General features: G+C 43.9%; 11 protein-coding genes. 5 read left to right on the forward strand and 6 right to left on the reverse strand.

All coding sequences use genetic code 11. The features are described from left to right. Positions 1-2: 2 nt before the first annotated feature. Complete coding sequence (locus tag AC0L6N_RS09315; RefSeq protein ID WP_473480764.1) at positions 3-998, reverse strand: aldo/keto reductase; 996 nt, start codon at positions 996-998, stop codon at positions 3-5. Positions 999-1,186: 188 nt separating this feature from the next. On the opposite strand from AC0L6N_RS09315, the gene AC0L6N_RS09320 reads away from it, so the two are divergent. From AC0L6N_RS09320 to AC0L6N_RS09330, 3 genes are all read left to right on the forward strand, one after another. Beyond that, positions 1,187-2,092, forward strand: a complete 906-nt coding sequence (locus tag AC0L6N_RS09320; protein ID WP_473480767.1) for an AraC family transcriptional regulator — start codon at positions 1,187-1,189, stop codon at positions 2,090-2,092. A gap of 27 nt (positions 2,093-2,119) precedes the next feature. After that, on the forward strand, positions 2,120-5,452 hold the full coding sequence (locus AC0L6N_RS09325; protein WP_473480770.1) for a mechanosensitive ion channel domain-containing protein: 3,333 nt from the start codon (positions 2,120-2,122) through the stop codon (positions 5,450-5,452). 214 nt (positions 5,453-5,666) lie between these two features. After that, positions 5,667-7,793, forward strand: a complete 2,127-nt coding sequence (locus AC0L6N_RS09330; protein ID WP_473480773.1) for a TonB-dependent receptor — start codon at positions 5,667-5,669, stop codon at positions 7,791-7,793. 60 nt (positions 7,794-7,853) lie between these two features. On the opposite strand, the gene AC0L6N_RS09335 is transcribed toward AC0L6N_RS09330, so the two are convergent. The 4 genes from AC0L6N_RS09335 to AC0L6N_RS09350 all read right to left on the reverse strand — a co-directional run bounded on the left by AC0L6N_RS09335 (position 7,854) and on the right by AC0L6N_RS09350 (position 12,465). Further along, the gene (locus tag AC0L6N_RS09335) at positions 7,854-8,618 is read right to left on the reverse strand and encodes a siderophore-interacting protein (RefSeq protein ID WP_473480776.1); all 765 of its coding nucleotides are present in this window, start codon (positions 8,616-8,618) and stop codon (positions 7,854-7,856) included. Positions 8,619-8,799: 181 nt separating this feature from the next. After that, positions 8,800-9,522 (reverse strand): hypothetical protein, encoded by a 723-nt coding sequence (locus AC0L6N_RS09340; RefSeq protein WP_473480778.1) that lies wholly within the window; start codon positions 9,520-9,522, stop codon positions 8,800-8,802. An 847-nt stretch (positions 9,523-10,369) separates the two neighbouring features. Further along, on the reverse strand, positions 10,370-10,642 hold the full coding sequence (locus AC0L6N_RS09345; protein WP_006992215.1) for a helix-turn-helix transcriptional regulator: 273 nt from the start codon (positions 10,640-10,642) through the stop codon (positions 10,370-10,372). 188 nt (positions 10,643-10,830) lie between these two features. Next, positions 10,831-12,465: a cation:proton antiporter domain-containing protein gene (locus tag AC0L6N_RS09350; RefSeq protein ID WP_011575062.1), complete on the reverse strand. Its 1,635-nt coding sequence runs from the start codon at positions 12,463-12,465 to the stop codon at positions 10,831-10,833. A 335-nt stretch (positions 12,466-12,800) separates the two neighbouring features. Between AC0L6N_RS09350 and AC0L6N_RS09355 the strand changes: the two genes are divergently transcribed. Beyond that, on the forward strand, positions 12,801-14,666 hold the full coding sequence (locus tag AC0L6N_RS09355; protein WP_473480782.1) for a tetratricopeptide repeat protein: 1,866 nt from the start codon (positions 12,801-12,803) through the stop codon (positions 14,664-14,666). 161 nt (positions 14,667-14,827) lie between these two features. Next, on the forward strand, positions 14,828-15,187 hold the full coding sequence (locus tag AC0L6N_RS09360; RefSeq protein WP_011575064.1) for a DUF2750 domain-containing protein: 360 nt from the start codon (positions 14,828-14,830) through the stop codon (positions 15,185-15,187). Between the two features lie 530 nt (positions 15,188-15,717). Here AC0L6N_RS09360 and AC0L6N_RS09365 read toward each other — a convergent pair. Beyond that, positions 15,718-17,103 carry a GntP family permease gene (locus AC0L6N_RS09365; RefSeq protein WP_011575065.1) on the reverse strand — a complete coding sequence of 462 codons (1,386 nt, stop codon included), beginning with the start codon at positions 17,101-17,103 and terminating at the stop codon, positions 15,718-15,720. Positions 17,104-17,277: the final 174 nt, after the last annotated feature.

Here is a 17,277-nt window from a genome sequence, read left to right on the forward strand (position 1 = left end):
ACCTACTGCCCCAGCGCTGCCATTGCTTCGTCTGTATATCGCTGCCCAAATACTTGGCAGCGTTCAATTTTAAGATTGATGTCTACCCATTGTTGCTGGCTAATGATTAATTCTGCGGCTGAAGCGTTTTCGACAATTCTTGAGGGGTTTCGGGTACCAGGTATAGACACATAATGTGGGCTTTGCTCAGCTATCCACGCTAAGGCTAATTGCGCCGGCGTACAATTTAACGACTGTGCAATATGATGTATCGCATCCACAAGAGCCAAATTATTGGCGAAGTTTTGTTCTGAAAAACGAGGATTCGTTAGGCGCCAGTCACCCGCCTCCAAGTCATCACGTGACGTGATGGCTCCAGTTAGAAAACCGCGGCCTAACGGGCTGTATGCGACTAATCCTATTCCAAGCTCATCACAAGTTGGTAAGATGTTCGTTTCAATGTCTCGGCTCCATAATGAATATTCGCTCTGCAATGCGCTGATAGGATGCACAGCATGAGCACGCTTTAGCGTATCACTGCCCGCCTCTGATAACCCCAGAAACCTCACTTTTCCTTGAGTAACCAAATCAGACATCGCACCAACGGTATCTTCGATCGGGACGTTAGGATCCATACGATGCTGGTAGTACAAATCAATACAATCTGTACCCAATCGTTTTAAGCTTGCTTCACAAGCCTGTTTCACATAGTCAGGATGGCCATTAAATCCTAGAAAACCGCCCGCATCATCGCGCATAATGCCAAACTTAGTAGCTAATGTGATCTCGCTTCGCGCGCCTTTGTGCTGTTTAAAGAACGTTCCAATAAGTTGCTCATTCGTTTTTGGGCCGTAAATATCGGATGTATCCCAGAAAGTGACTCCACTGTTGACGGCTTGCTCTAAAGTTGCAAATGAACGCTCGCGATCATGGGTGCCGTAAAAATCTGACATTCCCATACACCCTAAACCGATACTGGACACCGTTAACCCTTGTTGACCTAATTGTCGCTTGTGCATTGCGCTGACTCCTTCAAAATAAATATGTAATGGGCAGATACAATAATAGCGGTGCCAGATATTTTTATGATTGGGTGATCCTCGAAAAACATTGCCTAATCCTACAATCTAGAACAAAGCCTCTTTTTCATTTTCGCGTAGGTGGCATACTAAATCACAATCAATAAGCTAAAACCTAGGTGTCGGTTATGACAGAGTTAATTAAAAAAGTATTTGAACTGGCGCCACATGAGGGAGACTTTAATACTAGCGTTCCACATTTAAGCCTATTTCGCAGAGACATGCCAACGACTAGCCCTATGCCTGTCATATACCAACCTAGCATATACATGGTGTTACTTGGCTCTAAAGCGGCCTACCTCGGTAAAGAACGCTATCAATACGATCCCATGCATTATTTAGTCAGTTGCGTGCCTTTGCCATTGGAGGGGCAAATATTACAAGCCAGCGAGCAACGTCCCTATCTCGCCGCACGCATTAGCCTTGAAACCCACATGATCAATGAGTTATTGATGCAGATGCCAGATGAACCAGAAGCCCCCGTCACAGCAATTGACAGACAGAGTAACGACGGTACGTCATCTAGGGGAATTTATGTCAGTAAAATGAACACTGACATTCAACACACCTTATCGAGGTTACTAGATTGTGCCCACTCAACAACAAAAGCGCATGTACTAGGTCAACTCGCACTTAAAGAGTTAATTTACCACATACTGAACGCAGAACACGGCTCATTGCTACGGGCGTTTGCATGCCAAGACAGACAGCAATATCACATAGCAAATGTACTGCAATTTATTAATCGTCACTATGCCTCAAGCATGGATATTGCAACACTGGCCAGTAAAGCCAATATGAGTGAATCGTCGTTTTATCATCACTTCAAAGCAGCGACAAACACTTCACCCATTCAATACATCAAAATGGTGCGCTTACATGCTGCTAAACGAAAAATGATGTTTGAACAGCACAATGCCACCTCCGCTGCCTTTGAAGTTGGCTATACCAGCGCGTCTCAATTTAGTCGTGAATACCGTCGGCTTTTTTCAGTTCCTCCAGCACAAGACGCACGCACTGCTTCTAAGGTATGATGGAATCTCACTCTTGTTAGGATCCCTATGCGTACGTCAACGTTTTCCCTTTTGTTTCGCTTTATTTTCCTGTTGTGCTTTATCACAAGTGCATTTAGTTATGCAGACGATGAGTTAATACCCAGCATTGAAGAAATTCAACAACGTTTAAAAACTGCCTCAGATGCAGCACAGATTTCTGAACAACAAAAAGTCGAAATTGAAACCTCGTACCAGCAAGCGATTGAAAACATCCGTGCAACACAACAATTTGAACAGCAAAGCGAAAAGTACAAGCAAGCCATTAAAGATGCGCCAAAAACACTAACGAACATTAAGCAAGCCCACATTAACTTTACTCCGCCCACATTACCCAATAAGCCTCTTTCACTTCAAACCTTGGTTACTTTGTCAACAGATACCGAGGGTGAGGTCACCAGTGGTCGAGCAAAGGTATCTGAATTAAAAGCGGCACTAGATGATGAGCGGCGTTTACTGCTGCGCCAAATCATCAGTGATACACAAACTGCAATCGATACTACCAATGCTAATTTAGGGGCCGATGAAAGTGCTAACCCTAGCCAATTGGCGACAAGCGTAGCACAAGCCACCCAGCGTAAAATGCTGCAAGCCAAGATAGATTCACTGAAGCAGCGCCTCGCTTATCGTCCGGATCACCTCGCCATTCTTGACGCAGAAATCTCGTTTGAACAAAAAAAACTGAGCGCTCACCTTGAGTTACTTGACGCATTGACCAGATTACAAAATCAATTGGATGAGAAAGAAAATGCCTCTATGTTGGCTCAGCTTGAAGCAACTACTGCCTCTTTAATCAGCGCGCCAAGCACACTACAGGACATAGCCAAGCAAAATGAAGCATTAGCGAAAAAAGCCGCATCATTAACGGAACAACAAGACGCCACGAGTCAAAAGCTTAACGAGATCCAAACGCAAATAAATGAACTGAATAACAAATTTTCCTCCTTAAACAGACTCCTTGAGCTTGAGGTGTACGAATCCTCAGCAATATTTGGTAATGCGCTGCGACAAGAATGGGAATTAGCTTCACGCTTCGTTGATGGTGGCGAGTGGATCAAGAAAACGGAGGGCTCATTGGTAGAGAATCGCGTTGCCATGTTCAGCATTAATCAGCGCCGGGCACCCTTTGATACCTTGGAAATTAACGCGTTAATGAATCAAATAGGACAAGTTAATGCCCGCTGGAAAGACGAGGTAAAAAGCTTAGTTGACCAGCGCAGAGAGTTAATATCTCAGCTAAGTTCAATTTATACCCAACACGTTGATGTGTTATCCGTGTTGCTCGATAAATTGCGCTATTTAAACGAACGCACCGAAACCTATAGCGACTTACTTGAAAGCAACTTATTTTGGATCCCTAGCGCCACACCGTTTGATTTAGGAACGATTACGGCTGCGGGCACGTCAGCCAGTTGGCTCTTTCGTGCTGAGCACTGGCAAAATGTTTCTCAGGCAATCAATGCAAACTTACAACACAATCAAATCGGCGTAGTAAGTATATTCGTCGCCTTCATTCTTACCCTATTGTTCAGAAAGCGGATTAAACAACGTCTCACACAAATAGCCCCATTAGTTGGTAAGGTACAAACTGATGCCTTTCAATATACCCTACTGGGGTTAGCCATTACCTTTGGGTTATCTTTGCCGCCTGCGCTATTACTCTTCGCAGCCGCATTACTTTGCGATGCGCAATCAGGCTTCGCCAATAGCCTGAGTAATGCTTTTTTTGTCGGTGGATTAGTGATGCTCTACTTGGAATTTATGCTGCAAATTGTGCGTAAGAATGGACTGGGGGAAATCCACTTCAAATGGAGTGAATCGAATCTGGCTTTGCTACGTAAAAATAATCGTTTACTGATTATTGTCTTTATCCCTGTCGTCATCATTATGACCCTGTTGAACAATCAAGCCAGCGTGGAGATCCGGGAGGACTTAGGGCAATTTGCGTTGATTATATTGAGCTTTTCTTTAGCTATTGCGGGCACCAGGGTTACGCGTAACGCCTACCAGCGTTACCGCACCTCACAGCACAGCGCTAAGCGTTTTTCCTACTTTTTGTATTCGTTGTTAATACTAGTCCCCGTATTCTTGATCATACTGTCGGCCATTGGCTATCAATACAGCGCTCAGCGCATCCTCGCTTTGCTACTCGAATCTGCGTGGTTGTGTACCCTCGCCCTGCTTTGCTACTACACGGCAGAGCGCGCCGTTTCGGTTAATGCACGACGTATCGCACTTGAAAAAATACGCAGTAAACGGGCAGCTTCGATTGTCGCCAATGCGCAACAAGAAGCCGCTGAACAATCCGGTGAAGGCGTACCCGAAATCATCGATACCCAAGAACTCGACAGACATACAATAACGGCTCAAACCAAAGCCGTTATCCGTCTAATTATTTGGTTGATGCTGCTAGCCGCTTTATCTATGGTCTGGCAAGACATATCACCCATCGCCTATTCGTTAGACGATATCGTCATGTGGGAAATTAGCAGCGACGACCCAAATTCCCCAGCACAACGCATCACGCTATGGAGCTGCTTGTTAAGCTTGGCCATTCTTGTTATCAGTTTTGTCGGTGTTCGAAACTTACCAGGTTTATTAGAAATGACTATCTTGGGGAGGTTAAATTTGTCCCCTGGCACGAGTTACGCTATTACCACTATGCTCAAATACAGCATAGTGATCATCGGGATTATTGTATCGGTGAATATACTTGGAGCCCAGTGGTCTAAACTACAATGGCTTATTGCTGCGCTGGGCGTGGGTTTGGGTTTTGGTTTGCAAGAAATTGTGGCTAATTTTGTATCCGGTATTGTTATCTTGTTTGAGCGCCCTATACGCTTAGGCGATACCATCACTATTGCCGGTCACAGCGGCACCGTAACGCGGATCCGTATCCGTGCGACCACCGTCAGTGACTGGGACAGAAAAGAGCTTATCATCCCTAATAAAACCTTTATTACCCAAGATTTTATTAACTGGACATTATCAGACCCTGTCACCCGTATCGTAATACCTGTGGGTGTTGCCTATGGCAGTGACACTGACAAAGTCGTATCGTTACTCCTTCAAGTTGCGACTGATAGTCACAATGTATTTGACGATCCCGCTCCCGCCGCTTTGTTTTTAGCATTCGGGGCGAGCAGCCTAGATTTTGAGTTGCGTGTTTTTGCCCGTGCCGTTGTCGACAGAGCCATGGTGACCCATGAGTTACACATGCACATTGAAAAAGCGTTTAAACAGGCGGGTATTGAGATTGCGTATCCCCAACAAGATGTTCATTTAAACGTGTCAGATGCCATCGATGTGAATGTGCATTCTGACAAACCCGCTATGCCCTAGCACGCTATTTGATTAAATGTCTTAATGTAAGAATCGCGCTGTCAAACCCGAGCTTTGAAACCCAAACTGTAAAACAGGCCCTTAGCCTATTTCGCTCAAGGTTGGTTAATCGCTTCACTGAAAATAACTCTAGGTGAATAAGATTGCTGCTTTCAACCAGCATACGAATACAGGTAGAATGCCGCCCTAAGTTGCAGTTTAATTTAAGGTATTCATGCTCTTGCAAAAATCAGTAGCCCCTTTCGCGACGCTTTCTCTTGTACTACAAAGTTCCTTCGTCGTTGCGCAACAATCACCTGTTGAAGTCATCGTTGTTAGCGGCTCCCATCAAAACACTGACATAATGGCACTTAGCAGCAATATTAATCTTATTGACGAGCAAGAGATTGAGCGAGTCAATGCTGCCCTTGCCAGCGATATACTCAATCGAGCCAGCGGCGTATACGTGCAAGCTAACAATGGTGTTGAAAACTTGCCTTCGCTACGCTCGCCTATTCTCACAGGCCCGGGCGCTGGTGGGGCTTTTCTATTTATGCAAGATGGCGTGGCGACACGTGCTGCTGGGTTTGCCAATAACAATGGTTTAGCCGAGTTAAATTTGGCCCAAGCGGATGGCATCGAAGTTATCCAAGGCCCAAATAGCGCAGTATATGGTTCTAACGCAGTGCACGGTGTTATCAATGTATTGAGTCTCACGCCGAGCAATGGCGCAGACGTAGGCATCACATTTGGCCCTAATGATAGAGTTCAGTTTAACGGTGCATTGGGTCACATTGACGATCAAGGACCTGCAACCCAAGGCATCGGCCTAAATATGCAGGTTGTTGACGATGGCGGTTATCAAAACGACAGCGGTTTTACCTCGAGTAAATTAGGCTTACGTCATGATTATCAGCGAGACCAACTGACTATCCAAAGCTCACTGTCTGGTTTTGATCTTGACCAAGACACTGCAGGTTTTATCGCCTCTGGTGATAACGGTGAGGGTTGCTTTAGCTCTAACTTCGCGCCCGATAAATTATATAAAGATCGCTCAGCAATGGAGAAAAACTGTGATCCCGATGCGTATCGGCAATGGTCTTCTATTCGAGGCGCAACGCATATTGCTTATCAAGTTAACAACGATGAATTGATTAACGTTACACCGTATTTTCGAAGTAACAGTATGGAATTTCGCCAGCACTACCTCCCCTCACGCGCTATCGAAGAAAACAGTCACTTTAGCCTGGGTGTCAATTCTGATTACCAATGGCAAGTAAACCAATCCGTCTCCCTTGTGGTTGGCATCGATATAGACTGGACGCAAGGTGAACTGACCGAAACCCAAGAGCAAACAGACCGCTTTAGCTTCGGAAAAGCAAGACAACAAGGTGTGCATTTTGACTATGAGGTCGATTCATCGACCCTTGCACCATATATCCAAGTCAATTGGCAATATAACGAGGCGCTTGTCTTTACCACCAATGTTAGATTCGATAGCACAGAATATGACTATGATAATTTAATCGCGAATGGCACAACCAAGGCGGATGGCACATCTTGTATCAACAATGGCGGTCAAGCTGTGAGTTGCTTGTATCAACGCCCAGAAGATCGCACTGACCGTTTCAATAACACCAGTGCCAAAATAGGCGCTAATTACCGTGTAAGTGATAATATCTCTTTGTTTGCGAATTGGTCTAACGGGTTTCGAGCGCCTCAAACGACGGATTTATATCGGCTCCAAAACCAACAAACCATAGGCACTATTGATTCCGAAGAAATTAACAGTATTGAAGCTGGCATAAGAGGTGCCTATCAAGTGTTAACGTTCCAAGGGGTCATATATCGAATGCAGAAGGATAACTTTTTCTTTCGTGATGACGATGGTTTAAATGTAACTGATGGCGAAACAAACCATAGCGGTGTTGAAGTAACAGTTAGCATAAACGTTTTAGATAACTTACGTTTTTTGGCCAACTATGCGTACGCAAAACATGAGTATGACTTTGATCGTTTAAGCAGTGGCGTTGTAAATGGCAACGAAATCGATACTGCCCCTCGTCAACAAGGCAACGCCCGCTTAGAATGGCAGCCCACGAATGCCACATCCCTAGCATTAGAGTGGCAACACATTGGCAGTTACTTTCTTGATCCAGCAAATGAACATGAATATGCCGGACACGACTTGTTCAATATACGGGCCCAATGGCAAATCAATAAGCAGATACGCCTTAATGCCAAGCTAGAAAATGTCTTCGATGAAGAATATGCCAGCCGAGCGGATTACGCGTTTGGCTCCTACCGGTATTTCGGTGGACAGCCTCGCGCGATATATTTAGGCGCAAATTACGCTTTTTAGTCGTTAAAGACATCAGATGGGCCAACGCCATTGAGCAGTATTGTTTTGCTTTAGTAAAAATTAAAGCGGGCTCTGCTGCTTCTGGCGATTAAATTTATCTGCATCCACACCTTTCTTCCAATACCCAGTAGCGAATAGATTCATGCGCTCATAACCTAAGTCATCCAACAATATGCCTTTTATTGTTCGCACGCTACGCGCTTCTAGGCCGAAAAATACCTGAGTGTTGTCACAGGGCATTATTTTAGCGACCCTTTCAACGTGTTGTTCGAGTGTATGGCTTGATTCATCTTCGATATGCCACTCTACATTGATGTGCTCCCCCGCATCCATGGCGATCACATCAGCGCGTGTGGGTACAGTAATAATCGATTTTAAGTTTGCCTGTTTCGGTATGTATCTAGCAAAACCATTAACTGCGTTTATAGAGGTTAAATCACCAATAAGTAAGTAGTTGTCTTCATTGTAGTTGCTTAACTTAGGGGCTCCAAGGCCGGCAATTGCTGCGAAGTCCCCTACTTTGGCCGCACTAGCCCAATTCGTCGCTGGACCTGCGTGTCGATTGACTACAAAATCAATGGTTAACTCTGACGATCCTGCATCAAAGCTGCGAATGGTATAAGAGCGCTTAAATGCTGGTTTGGGTGCATCAAAAGCGAGTTCAGGAAATTGTTCCCCCGGATGAGGTACCAGTACCTTTACATGAGCACCTTCTTTTCCTTGGGGGAATCCAGTCAGTTCTTCTGAACTAAATACGATCCGACGTAAATGTGGCGACAATGATTCTGCGCGTGTAACGCTAACTAAACGTGCTTTGGGTTTCATCTCAGCTCCTCAAGTGGTTGACAATATCAACTATATACTGATTGCAATAATAGTCAATCATTAAATGAGAATTATTACTATTTACCACTTTGGAAGTGGTAATCATAAACAAAACGCCTGATCGTAATGATCTAGGCGTTCTATTCTTTTGCTGAGTGTACTTTACAAAAATATACGCCGATTATGCCACCGCAGCTGGTGGTACCATCTTACCGCCTGTACCGATTTGCGCTGGTGGCACCATTTTCCCACCGGTTCCTATGAGGCTAGACGCGCTATTTGATAAATCAGCGACAGTAAAGCTAGGAGGTACCATCTTACCGCCTGTGCCGATTTGCGCTGGTGGCACCATTTTCCCACCGGTTCCTATGAGGCTAAACGCACTATTTGATAAATCAGCGACAGTAAAGCTAGGAGGTACCATCTTACCGCCTGTGCCGATTTGCGCTGGTGGCACCATTTTCCCACCGGTTCCTATTAGGCTAGACGTACTATTTGATAAATCAGCGACAGTAAAGCTAGGAGGTACCATCTTACCGCCTGTACCGATTTGCGCTGGTGGCACCATTTTCCCACCAGTTCCTATTAGGTTAGACGCGCTATTTGATAAATCGGCGACAGTAAAGCTAGGAGGTACCATCTTTCCGCCTGTACCGATTTGCGCTGGCGGCACCATTTTCCCACCGGTTCCTATTAGGCTAGACGCGCTATTTGATATATCAGCGACAGTAAAGCTAGGAGGTACCATCTTACCGCCTGTGCCGATTTGCGCTGGTGGCACCATTTTCCCGCCGGTTCCTATCAAGCTTGGAGGAACCATTTTCCCACCCGTACCTATCGCAGATGCTGAGCTAGAGGCAAAAATAGATAAAACAACGGTGGCAGTAAGAGTGAATTTTTTCATGACTTAGATCCTATTAATATTTTTCAGCGGAGAAATTTCCACCAAAATGATTATCAAGGATCTATATCGGCAATGTCACATATAAGGTTAAAATATGAACATATACACAGTATGTTGGGAAGAGACGAGTTTAGGCTTTAAACCAATTTTTCGATATTAGTATGTAACCTTGGATGAGGACCAAAAGGGCAGAATAAGTAGTTAACCCGTGGAATATGTAGGGTGCGGCGTAGTAAACAAAGGTACTTGGAAGGTCAAAGACACGACGTAAAACGTACTCGACTAATATAAATTGGTGTAAGAGTATGTAAAAGAAAACCAGTTGGTATAGGGTGTGATCCAGATCAAGCGAGCTATATTGCTTAGGAAAGTACTTCGCCATAATAAACACACGTGCAAAGAGGAAATGCCTAACCCACAAGTTTATCGTTAGCAACAGAACATACCAAAAGATCATTGCTGCTTCTTGGGAAGTCAAATACCAATAAGCCTCAGCCCCAAGACATAACACAACCACAACCGCTGTCGGCCATCGAAGACTATCTTCACTAACTTTATACAAGGTCCAACAGGTCACTAGATACGTAGCCAGTTTTAAAGAGATCTGGAATTTTTCGCTGATAACAAGAGGATAAAGTAATTCTGAAGACAAATTAGCGGCTGCAGAAATAATAATAATGCTGACAAGGTTAATGTCGCGAATAAATAACACTGCAACAAACCCTAATAGGGCTAGGTAAATTTTTTCGAACAGTAATCCATCACCGTAAGTGAGAAATCCGGCACATACAAAAAGAATCGAACCAAAGATTTTTGGGAGACGGGAAGAGCCTACAAACACAGGGGCTTAGAATCTATCCGTGATAAATTTAAAGTAGCCTACGATTTGATTGACGAAATTGTTACGGGTTTCTTCTTTGGCCTTACTACGGCATACAGACCACCACTTTTTCACAACCTCAATTTGCAATGTTCGCAAAGATTCAGGCTTATTATTCTCTATCGCTGAAACCGTTTCACGACTCAACCCCAAGCGCAGCGCTAAATCACCTTGAGTATAACCCGCCTCTTTTCTGAGGTTTCTTAATATGACCGGCAGTTCACTACTGTGTAAATCCATGATTAGTTTGCCTAAAAAAGCGGTTAATTAATTCGACTGTTAATGGTAACTATTTTACGACACCTAAGTAAAGAAAAATCCCCCACAACCACTAGAACATATATAGAAGCGTATTGAGAGGCTTATGCGAATTGCTTATAATTCAATCAACATAAAGACTAATTGACTTTTCTTAATAAGTCACTTTGTTAATCGGTAGCCAGCGTATCGTCCACCTCAACGCTATTAGAGATACTTTTTTTAACTAATAATCGAGCGGTTTCGTGTTCAGCATGCACAAATGCGCATATCCCCATTCCCATTAGCGCCCTTTTCTCTTCTTGGCTATTAATTTTCACAATCACCTTAGCCTGAGGATGAAAGTTCAAAACGGCTTGGCAAATAATTTTCTTTTTGACTAAATTCGTGACAGTTAAAATGACACTTGCTGATTCTTCTATTTTCAATGATTCCAGAACAGGTCGTTTGTCTAAGTGTCCAAAGTAAGCCATGTAGCCCCGTTCTCGAGCAAGTAGTACATGTTGTAAATTATCGGAAATAATGATGAAACGTATGCCCTTCGCTTTAAGCTCCTTTGCCACAATACGTCCGACAATGGCAAAGCCACAAATGACGGTGTGCTGCTGTTCATTGATGGGGGTGATTTTATCTGACTCGAAGAATTCAACCACGAAAAATGAAGCTAACTTATAGATATTGTTGACCATAAAAGGCGTGACTATCATCGACAGCACGGTCACGAGAATAAGGAAGCTACCTAACTCGTTAGAAATTATATTTTCTGACAAAGCCAGCGAAAATATCGCAAATGAAAATTCGCCTATTTGGCACAAAGCGATGGCAGTTTTAACTGCATCACTTTTGTTTGACTTGCGGCGTATTAGCGCAAAAATAAATAGCGCTTTTGTCAGCATAGCTAATGCTAAAACACCCAGTACCATGAAGAACTCTTGATAAAAATAAGCGATATCTATTTTCGTGCCGATGGAAAAGAAAAACGCACCAAGCAAAATGTCTTTATAGGAAGCGATGTCTGACTCAACTTTTACATGAAAATTGGTTTCCGCGATGATCATACCTGCTATGAATGCACCTAATGAGTAAGTAAATCCCATTTCATGGGCAAGCAATGAGGCGCCGATCACAATGGTCAGCACAGAGCCCAAAAATAGCTCTTCCAGTTTAGCGTTTGTGGAAAAATGCAGCAGCCATTCAATTATCTTCTTGCCCAGCGTAAACATGAACACAATCACCAAGGTGGCTGACAGTAAGGTATTTAAAAGCACGTCACCTACAGACAGCTCGCTGTTTGCTAAGAAGCTTATTAATAGCAGTATGGGGATCACGGCTAAATCTTGAAAAATCAGGATCGCCACCGATTTTTCACCATAAGGGGTCACAACGTCTTTTGATTTCTTCAGGTAACTTAAAACAATGGCTGTCGATGACAAACTAAACGCCAATGCAATAATCACCGACGCCGTAATTGTTTGTGAAAATAGATAGTAAGCGATAGCAAAAATGAGCAGCGCACTACCCACGACTTGCACGAACCCATTGATAAACACCAGTTCCTTCATTTTTTTAAGCTTGTTAAATGAAAGCTCTAAACCAATGGTGAACATTAAAAAGACAATACCAAATTCGCCTATCAGATCGAGAGAGTGCAACTTTTCGCTATCATCGAAATGGAAAATATTGCTGATAATGGTCCCTGTCATGATGTAGCCGATAATATGTGACACAGAAAGCTTCTTCAGCACTATGTTCAAGACAGTTGCAATGGCCAACGAAATAAAAATTATCAGTAAAACAGAATCCATGTGTCTCAATCCAAATTCAATCTCAGCACAACGCTACATTGCACTAACAAACTTATAACAAAAAGGAACTTAAACAGTTATATTTTGCATTTATAGGAATAAGTAGAATATACCCGGCCTTTTAATATGTCTATTTGTATAAAATTGAAGATTAATAAAATCTGAGGGAATGCCCATGACAGTTTTCACAATGTCACTATAATTTGGGCTCAGAAACTCGCTTGTTCTATCCTGCTAGAAGAATTAACTCACCAAGTAGATTGGGCATTTGTAATGCTAACCCTTACCTAAAGTGGAGTAATAGCCATTTAAAACAAAACGATAAGGACATAAACATGAAAGCCGTTAAACAACTATTTCTTGCGCTTTTTACTGTTCATTTACGCATAAAAATTGACCTGAAAAACGCTTTCCGTATTCACTTCAGACGTGTCAAATTCGAAGCTACCCCAAGTAGTAAATCTTTAGCTTTTGCACTATTTTGTACATTGACGTTCATCGGCTGCTCATCAAATACCGCCGAAGCCCCCTTAGCGCGTCATGCCTCATCTGCTCAAAATCACTCTATCGCCAACGTCAATGAACCCTCAAAACATACACTGAATATTGAGAACAACATTTTTGCTGGGCAAATCGCACCTAAGCTATCAGGTATGGGAGAGCATGGTTTTTATCCATCTACCGGCAATGAAGACGCACACGTTTTTTTTAACCAAGCCATAGCCCTTACATATGGATTTAACCACTTAGAAGCACATCGCTCGTTTAAACAAGTCGCGGCGCTAGATCCAAGAAGCGCTATCGCTTTTTGGGGGCAAGCATTAGTCTTAGGCCCAAATATTAATGGAGCAATGGAGCCAAGTGCAGTGCAGCCCGCTCATGAAGCCATAACTCAGGCACTTGCGTTAATTGAGTACGCTTCTCCTAAAGAAGCTGCGCTTATTCATGCACTCAGGCAAAGATACTCCCTAGACGAGTCTCTATCTGATCGTAATCGTCTAGATGCAAACTATGCAGATGCTATGCGAGCACTAGTCATGGAATATCCGGATGATGCCAACCTTCGCACCCTATTGGCTGAAGCGCTCATGGTTATTCATAGCTGGGATTACTGGAAAAACGATGGCCAACCTAAAGAATGGACCAATGAAATATTAGCGGTGTTAGAAGACGGACTAAAGTTCAGCCCATCTCATGCGGGGCTAAATCATTATTACATTCACGCTGTAGAAGCTTCAAAACAGCCTGAGCGCGGGCTCGCCAGTGCAAAAATACTCGAAACGGCAGTGCCAGGGGCGGGTCATCTGGTGCATATGCCTTCACATATTTATATTCGTACTGGTCGTTATCAACAGGGGGTACTGAGTAACGAGCACGCCATTTTGGTCGATAATAACTACATCACTCAATGCCGCCAACAAGGGGTATATCCATTAGCTTACGTACCACATAATCGGCATTTTTTATGGGCGATGGCTAGTATGCAAGGCAATAGTCAAAAAGCAATCAAAGCGGCTGAGCACATGGCGGCGCATATAGACACGCATCTAATGACGCAAGAAGGTCTTGGGACCCTCCAGCATTATTGGGTAACACCTTGGTATGCTTATATACGTTTCGGTAAATGGGAAAAAATCATGAACATTCCCAAACCTGCTACAAAACTTTTATATCCGCTAGCGGTGTGGCATTACGCCCAGGGTAGCGCACTTAGTTCTAATGGACATATCTTGCAAGCGAGAACCCACCTGCAATACTTGAAACAACAAGCGAAGAACAAAAAACTCAAAGATATAACCGTCTGGCAAATAAATGATGCGTACAGTGTCATTAATATTGCTGCGCTAGTGCTTGAAGGCGAAATAGAAACCAAGGCCAAGAATTATTCCGCTGCCATTGACGCGCTGACAAAAGCCAGCGCGCTTGAAGACTCACTTAACTATAATGAGCCTTCCGATTGGCACGCCCCTGTACGCCAGTCACTTGGAGCCGCACTACTTGCAGCCGGTGAATCAATAAAGGCCCAACACGTCTACCAAGCCGATTTACACGTATTTCCAGAGAATGGTTGGTCCCTTTATGGCTTACATCAGGCACTACTGGCTCAAGGGCTATCAACGGAGGCCAGCAAAGTTAACAAGCGATTTTTAAAAGCGTGGCAGCACGCTGATTTTGAGCTCAATGGTTCAGTAGTGCATTGAACAATGCCATTGAAGTATCAAATAGAATTTAAAGAATGCGGCACGTTTGCTTTCAATTAACATAGTGATTAAAACATGTGGACGTTATCAGCAATCTTATATTGTGAGTCGCTAATTAAGGCCGTATCATTGCGCCACAAATCAGCCAACTAGAGCTCACCATGACAGATACCCACATCGACTCAGCCGATTTTATGGCGCAAATTAAAAACACCCAAGAGTTATGGGCGTTACAAGATAAAACCAGTGACGGCTGGGTAATATTAGATTCGATTAATTTTGAAGACACGGACGTGATGCCACTATGGTCAAATGCGCAGCTCGCCAAAGAGCATTGTGTAGATGAATGGGAAGACTATATCCCCAAGGCTATTTCAGTATCAGATTGGCTGGAATTTTGGGTTGAAGATTTAGCCGAAGATAATGTTGTTATTGGTATCGAGTGGCGCGACGGTGGTGAATATTTAGAAGTAGAACTGGCAGACTTCAGTCAGATGCTCGCAGAAGTTGAAAAATTCTAAACATTTCGGTAAACAGAGGATTGAGGTTTGGTTTGTCATTTAATTCCTGTGGACCTACACCAGGTGTAAGTGACCTTATTTAATATACGGAGCCAAACTTTACTAGTATCGTCTCATTGAGAGCACAATTTCACTGCGCTCTCAATGAGTTTACTCCTCAAGGTCAATACCGTTTTTCAAAATTTCCGCTCTTTGAACCTCTACTTCGGCAATAGCTCCCGTTTGCAAGAACACCGGCGGATTTCTTGGTTACCCCCCTAAAGACGTGCCCGTGGCAATATAATCACCTGGCTTTCACGTCATGCACTCGCTAATGAGTACAAGTGTGGATACCACGTCGAAAACCATGTCGTTGATATTTGCTTGTTGCATCTCTTGACCATTTACGCGCATTTCACTATCCAGCCCTTTTTACACCTAGCGACAACCGATCTGGTGTGAGCAGATAGTGCCTAACGTTAAACAATGACTTTAACCAAGATGCCGATGACCTGCGCAGTAGCAAAGATCAGCGCCCCTGACATGCCAGACTAAAAAATTTGGCTTAAACACCAAGCAAACATAAATGCCAAGCTACCGAGTAAGGTTTCCATTACTGTCCATGTTTTCAAGGTGGTTTTTTCATCCATATTTAACAGTCTACTGACCAACCAAAAGCCAGAGTCATTAAAGTGAGACAACACCGTCGCGCCACCCGCAATAGCGATAACCAAGCAACACAAATCTATCGCAGACAAACCCGGCGTAACGGCAACCATTGGCGTTAATAGCGCAGCCGTAGTGGTCAGTGCAACTGTCGCTGAGCCCTGGGCCACGCGTAAACTGGCAGAGATAATAAAACCCGCTACGATAATCGGCATACCAGTATCGGCTAGTAAGCCTGCTAAAGCATCGCCAATACCACTGGCTCTAAGCACGCCACCAAACATGCCGCCAGCGCCTGTCACTAAAATCACCCCGCAAATAGGCGCTAAAGAGTCCCCGCACCACTGCTCAATTTTTCCCATGCCATAGCGACGGCTAAAAAGTGCAATGCTGACTAATAATGTAATAAGTAGCGCTACCGGTGTTTTGCCCAATAAACGCAAGGTATGCACAAATGCACTTTCACCTTGGATAACATTCGCAGCAATCAACGTATTAAGGCCAGTATCCATAAAAATTAAGCACACGGGCAAGAGTAAAATCAGTATTACGCTAGAAAAGCTGGGCAATTCGCCACTGGTTAAATCCCTCGATGACTGTTCGTCTTGATTGAATAGCGAATGCAAAGGAATATCAAAACGTTTACCCGCATATTGACCGTATAGGTAAGCGCCCAGATACCAAGTAGGAATAGCAATAGCTAACCCCACCATCAACAGCAAACTAATATTCGCACCTAAGAATTCTGCTGCTGCAACAGGCCCTGGGTGCGGTGGTACGAAAGCATGCATCACGGCAAATGCGCCAGCTGCCGGCAAGGCATAGGTTAATACCGAGCCATTGAATCGCCGGGCTACGCTGAAGATAATGGGCATCATCACTATTAACCCAGCGTCAAAAAAGATTGGAAACCCAAAGCACAACGAAGCGACACCCAGTGCTAAAGGCGCTTTGTCTTCGCCAAAACGATTGACTAAGTTGTCAGCCAATACTTGCGCCCCGCCCGAAACTTCGAGCAACTTGCCTATCATAGCGCCTAAGCCTACCAGTAATGCCACCGATGCGAGCGTACCACCGAAGCTGCTCATCAAAGTCGGCACCACTTCCATGATGCTGATCCCAGCGGCTAATGCAGTCACTAGACTCACAAGCGACAGAGCGATAAAAGCATGCAAACGAACACGCACAATTAGAAATAACAACGCTAGCACAGCGCCAAGTGCTAGCGTTAATAAGTACCAGGGTTCATGTGTAAAAGGCTGATTAAGCATATTGAATGTTCAATTTGTTGTAAGTTAACAACAAATTAACACTATCAAAGGGGAGATTCACCTTCTAATGATGAATAAAATTCAAAAAGACTATAAGGGTGAGCACAACTAATACTAGCCCAGTGTTCGCCCTTAGTAGATTAAATCTTCGGCTGGAATGCACCTGGCACACTT

This window comes from Paraglaciecola sp. G1-13 (assembly GCF_055809255.1).

What these genes read in the sequence shown, in the direction of transcription:
- AC0L6N_RS09315 (WP_473480764.1), bottom strand. Translation starts at nt 998, where the DNA reads ATGCACAAGCGACAATTAGGTCAACAAGGGTTAACGGTGTCCAGTATC.
- AC0L6N_RS09320 (WP_473480767.1), top strand. Translation starts at nt 1,187, where the DNA reads ATGACAGAGTTAATTAAAAAAGTATTTGAACTGGCGCCACATGAGGGA.
- AC0L6N_RS09325 (WP_473480770.1), top strand. Translation starts at nt 2,120, where the DNA reads ATGCGTACGTCAACGTTTTCCCTTTTGTTTCGCTTTATTTTCCTGTTG.
- AC0L6N_RS09330 (WP_473480773.1), top strand. Translation starts at nt 5,667, where the DNA reads ATGCTCTTGCAAAAATCAGTAGCCCCTTTCGCGACGCTTTCTCTTGTA.
- AC0L6N_RS09335 (WP_473480776.1), bottom strand. Translation starts at nt 8,618, where the DNA reads ATGAAACCCAAAGCACGTTTAGTTAGCGTTACACGCGCAGAATCATTG.
- AC0L6N_RS09340 (WP_473480778.1), bottom strand. Translation starts at nt 9,522, where the DNA reads ATGAAAAAATTCACTCTTACTGCCACCGTTGTTTTATCTATTTTTGCC.
- AC0L6N_RS09345 (WP_006992215.1), bottom strand. Translation starts at nt 10,642, where the DNA reads ATGGATTTACACAGTAGTGAACTGCCGGTCATATTAAGAAACCTCAGA.
- AC0L6N_RS09350 (WP_011575062.1), bottom strand. Translation starts at nt 12,465, where the DNA reads ATGGATTCTGTTTTACTGATAATTTTTATTTCGTTGGCCATTGCAACT.
- AC0L6N_RS09355 (WP_473480782.1), top strand. Translation starts at nt 12,801, where the DNA reads ATGAAAGCCGTTAAACAACTATTTCTTGCGCTTTTTACTGTTCATTTA.
- AC0L6N_RS09360 (WP_011575064.1), top strand. Translation starts at nt 14,828, where the DNA reads ATGACAGATACCCACATCGACTCAGCCGATTTTATGGCGCAAATTAAA.
- AC0L6N_RS09365 (WP_011575065.1), bottom strand. Translation starts at nt 17,103, where the DNA reads ATGCTTAATCAGCCTTTTACACATGAACCCTGGTACTTATTAACGCTA.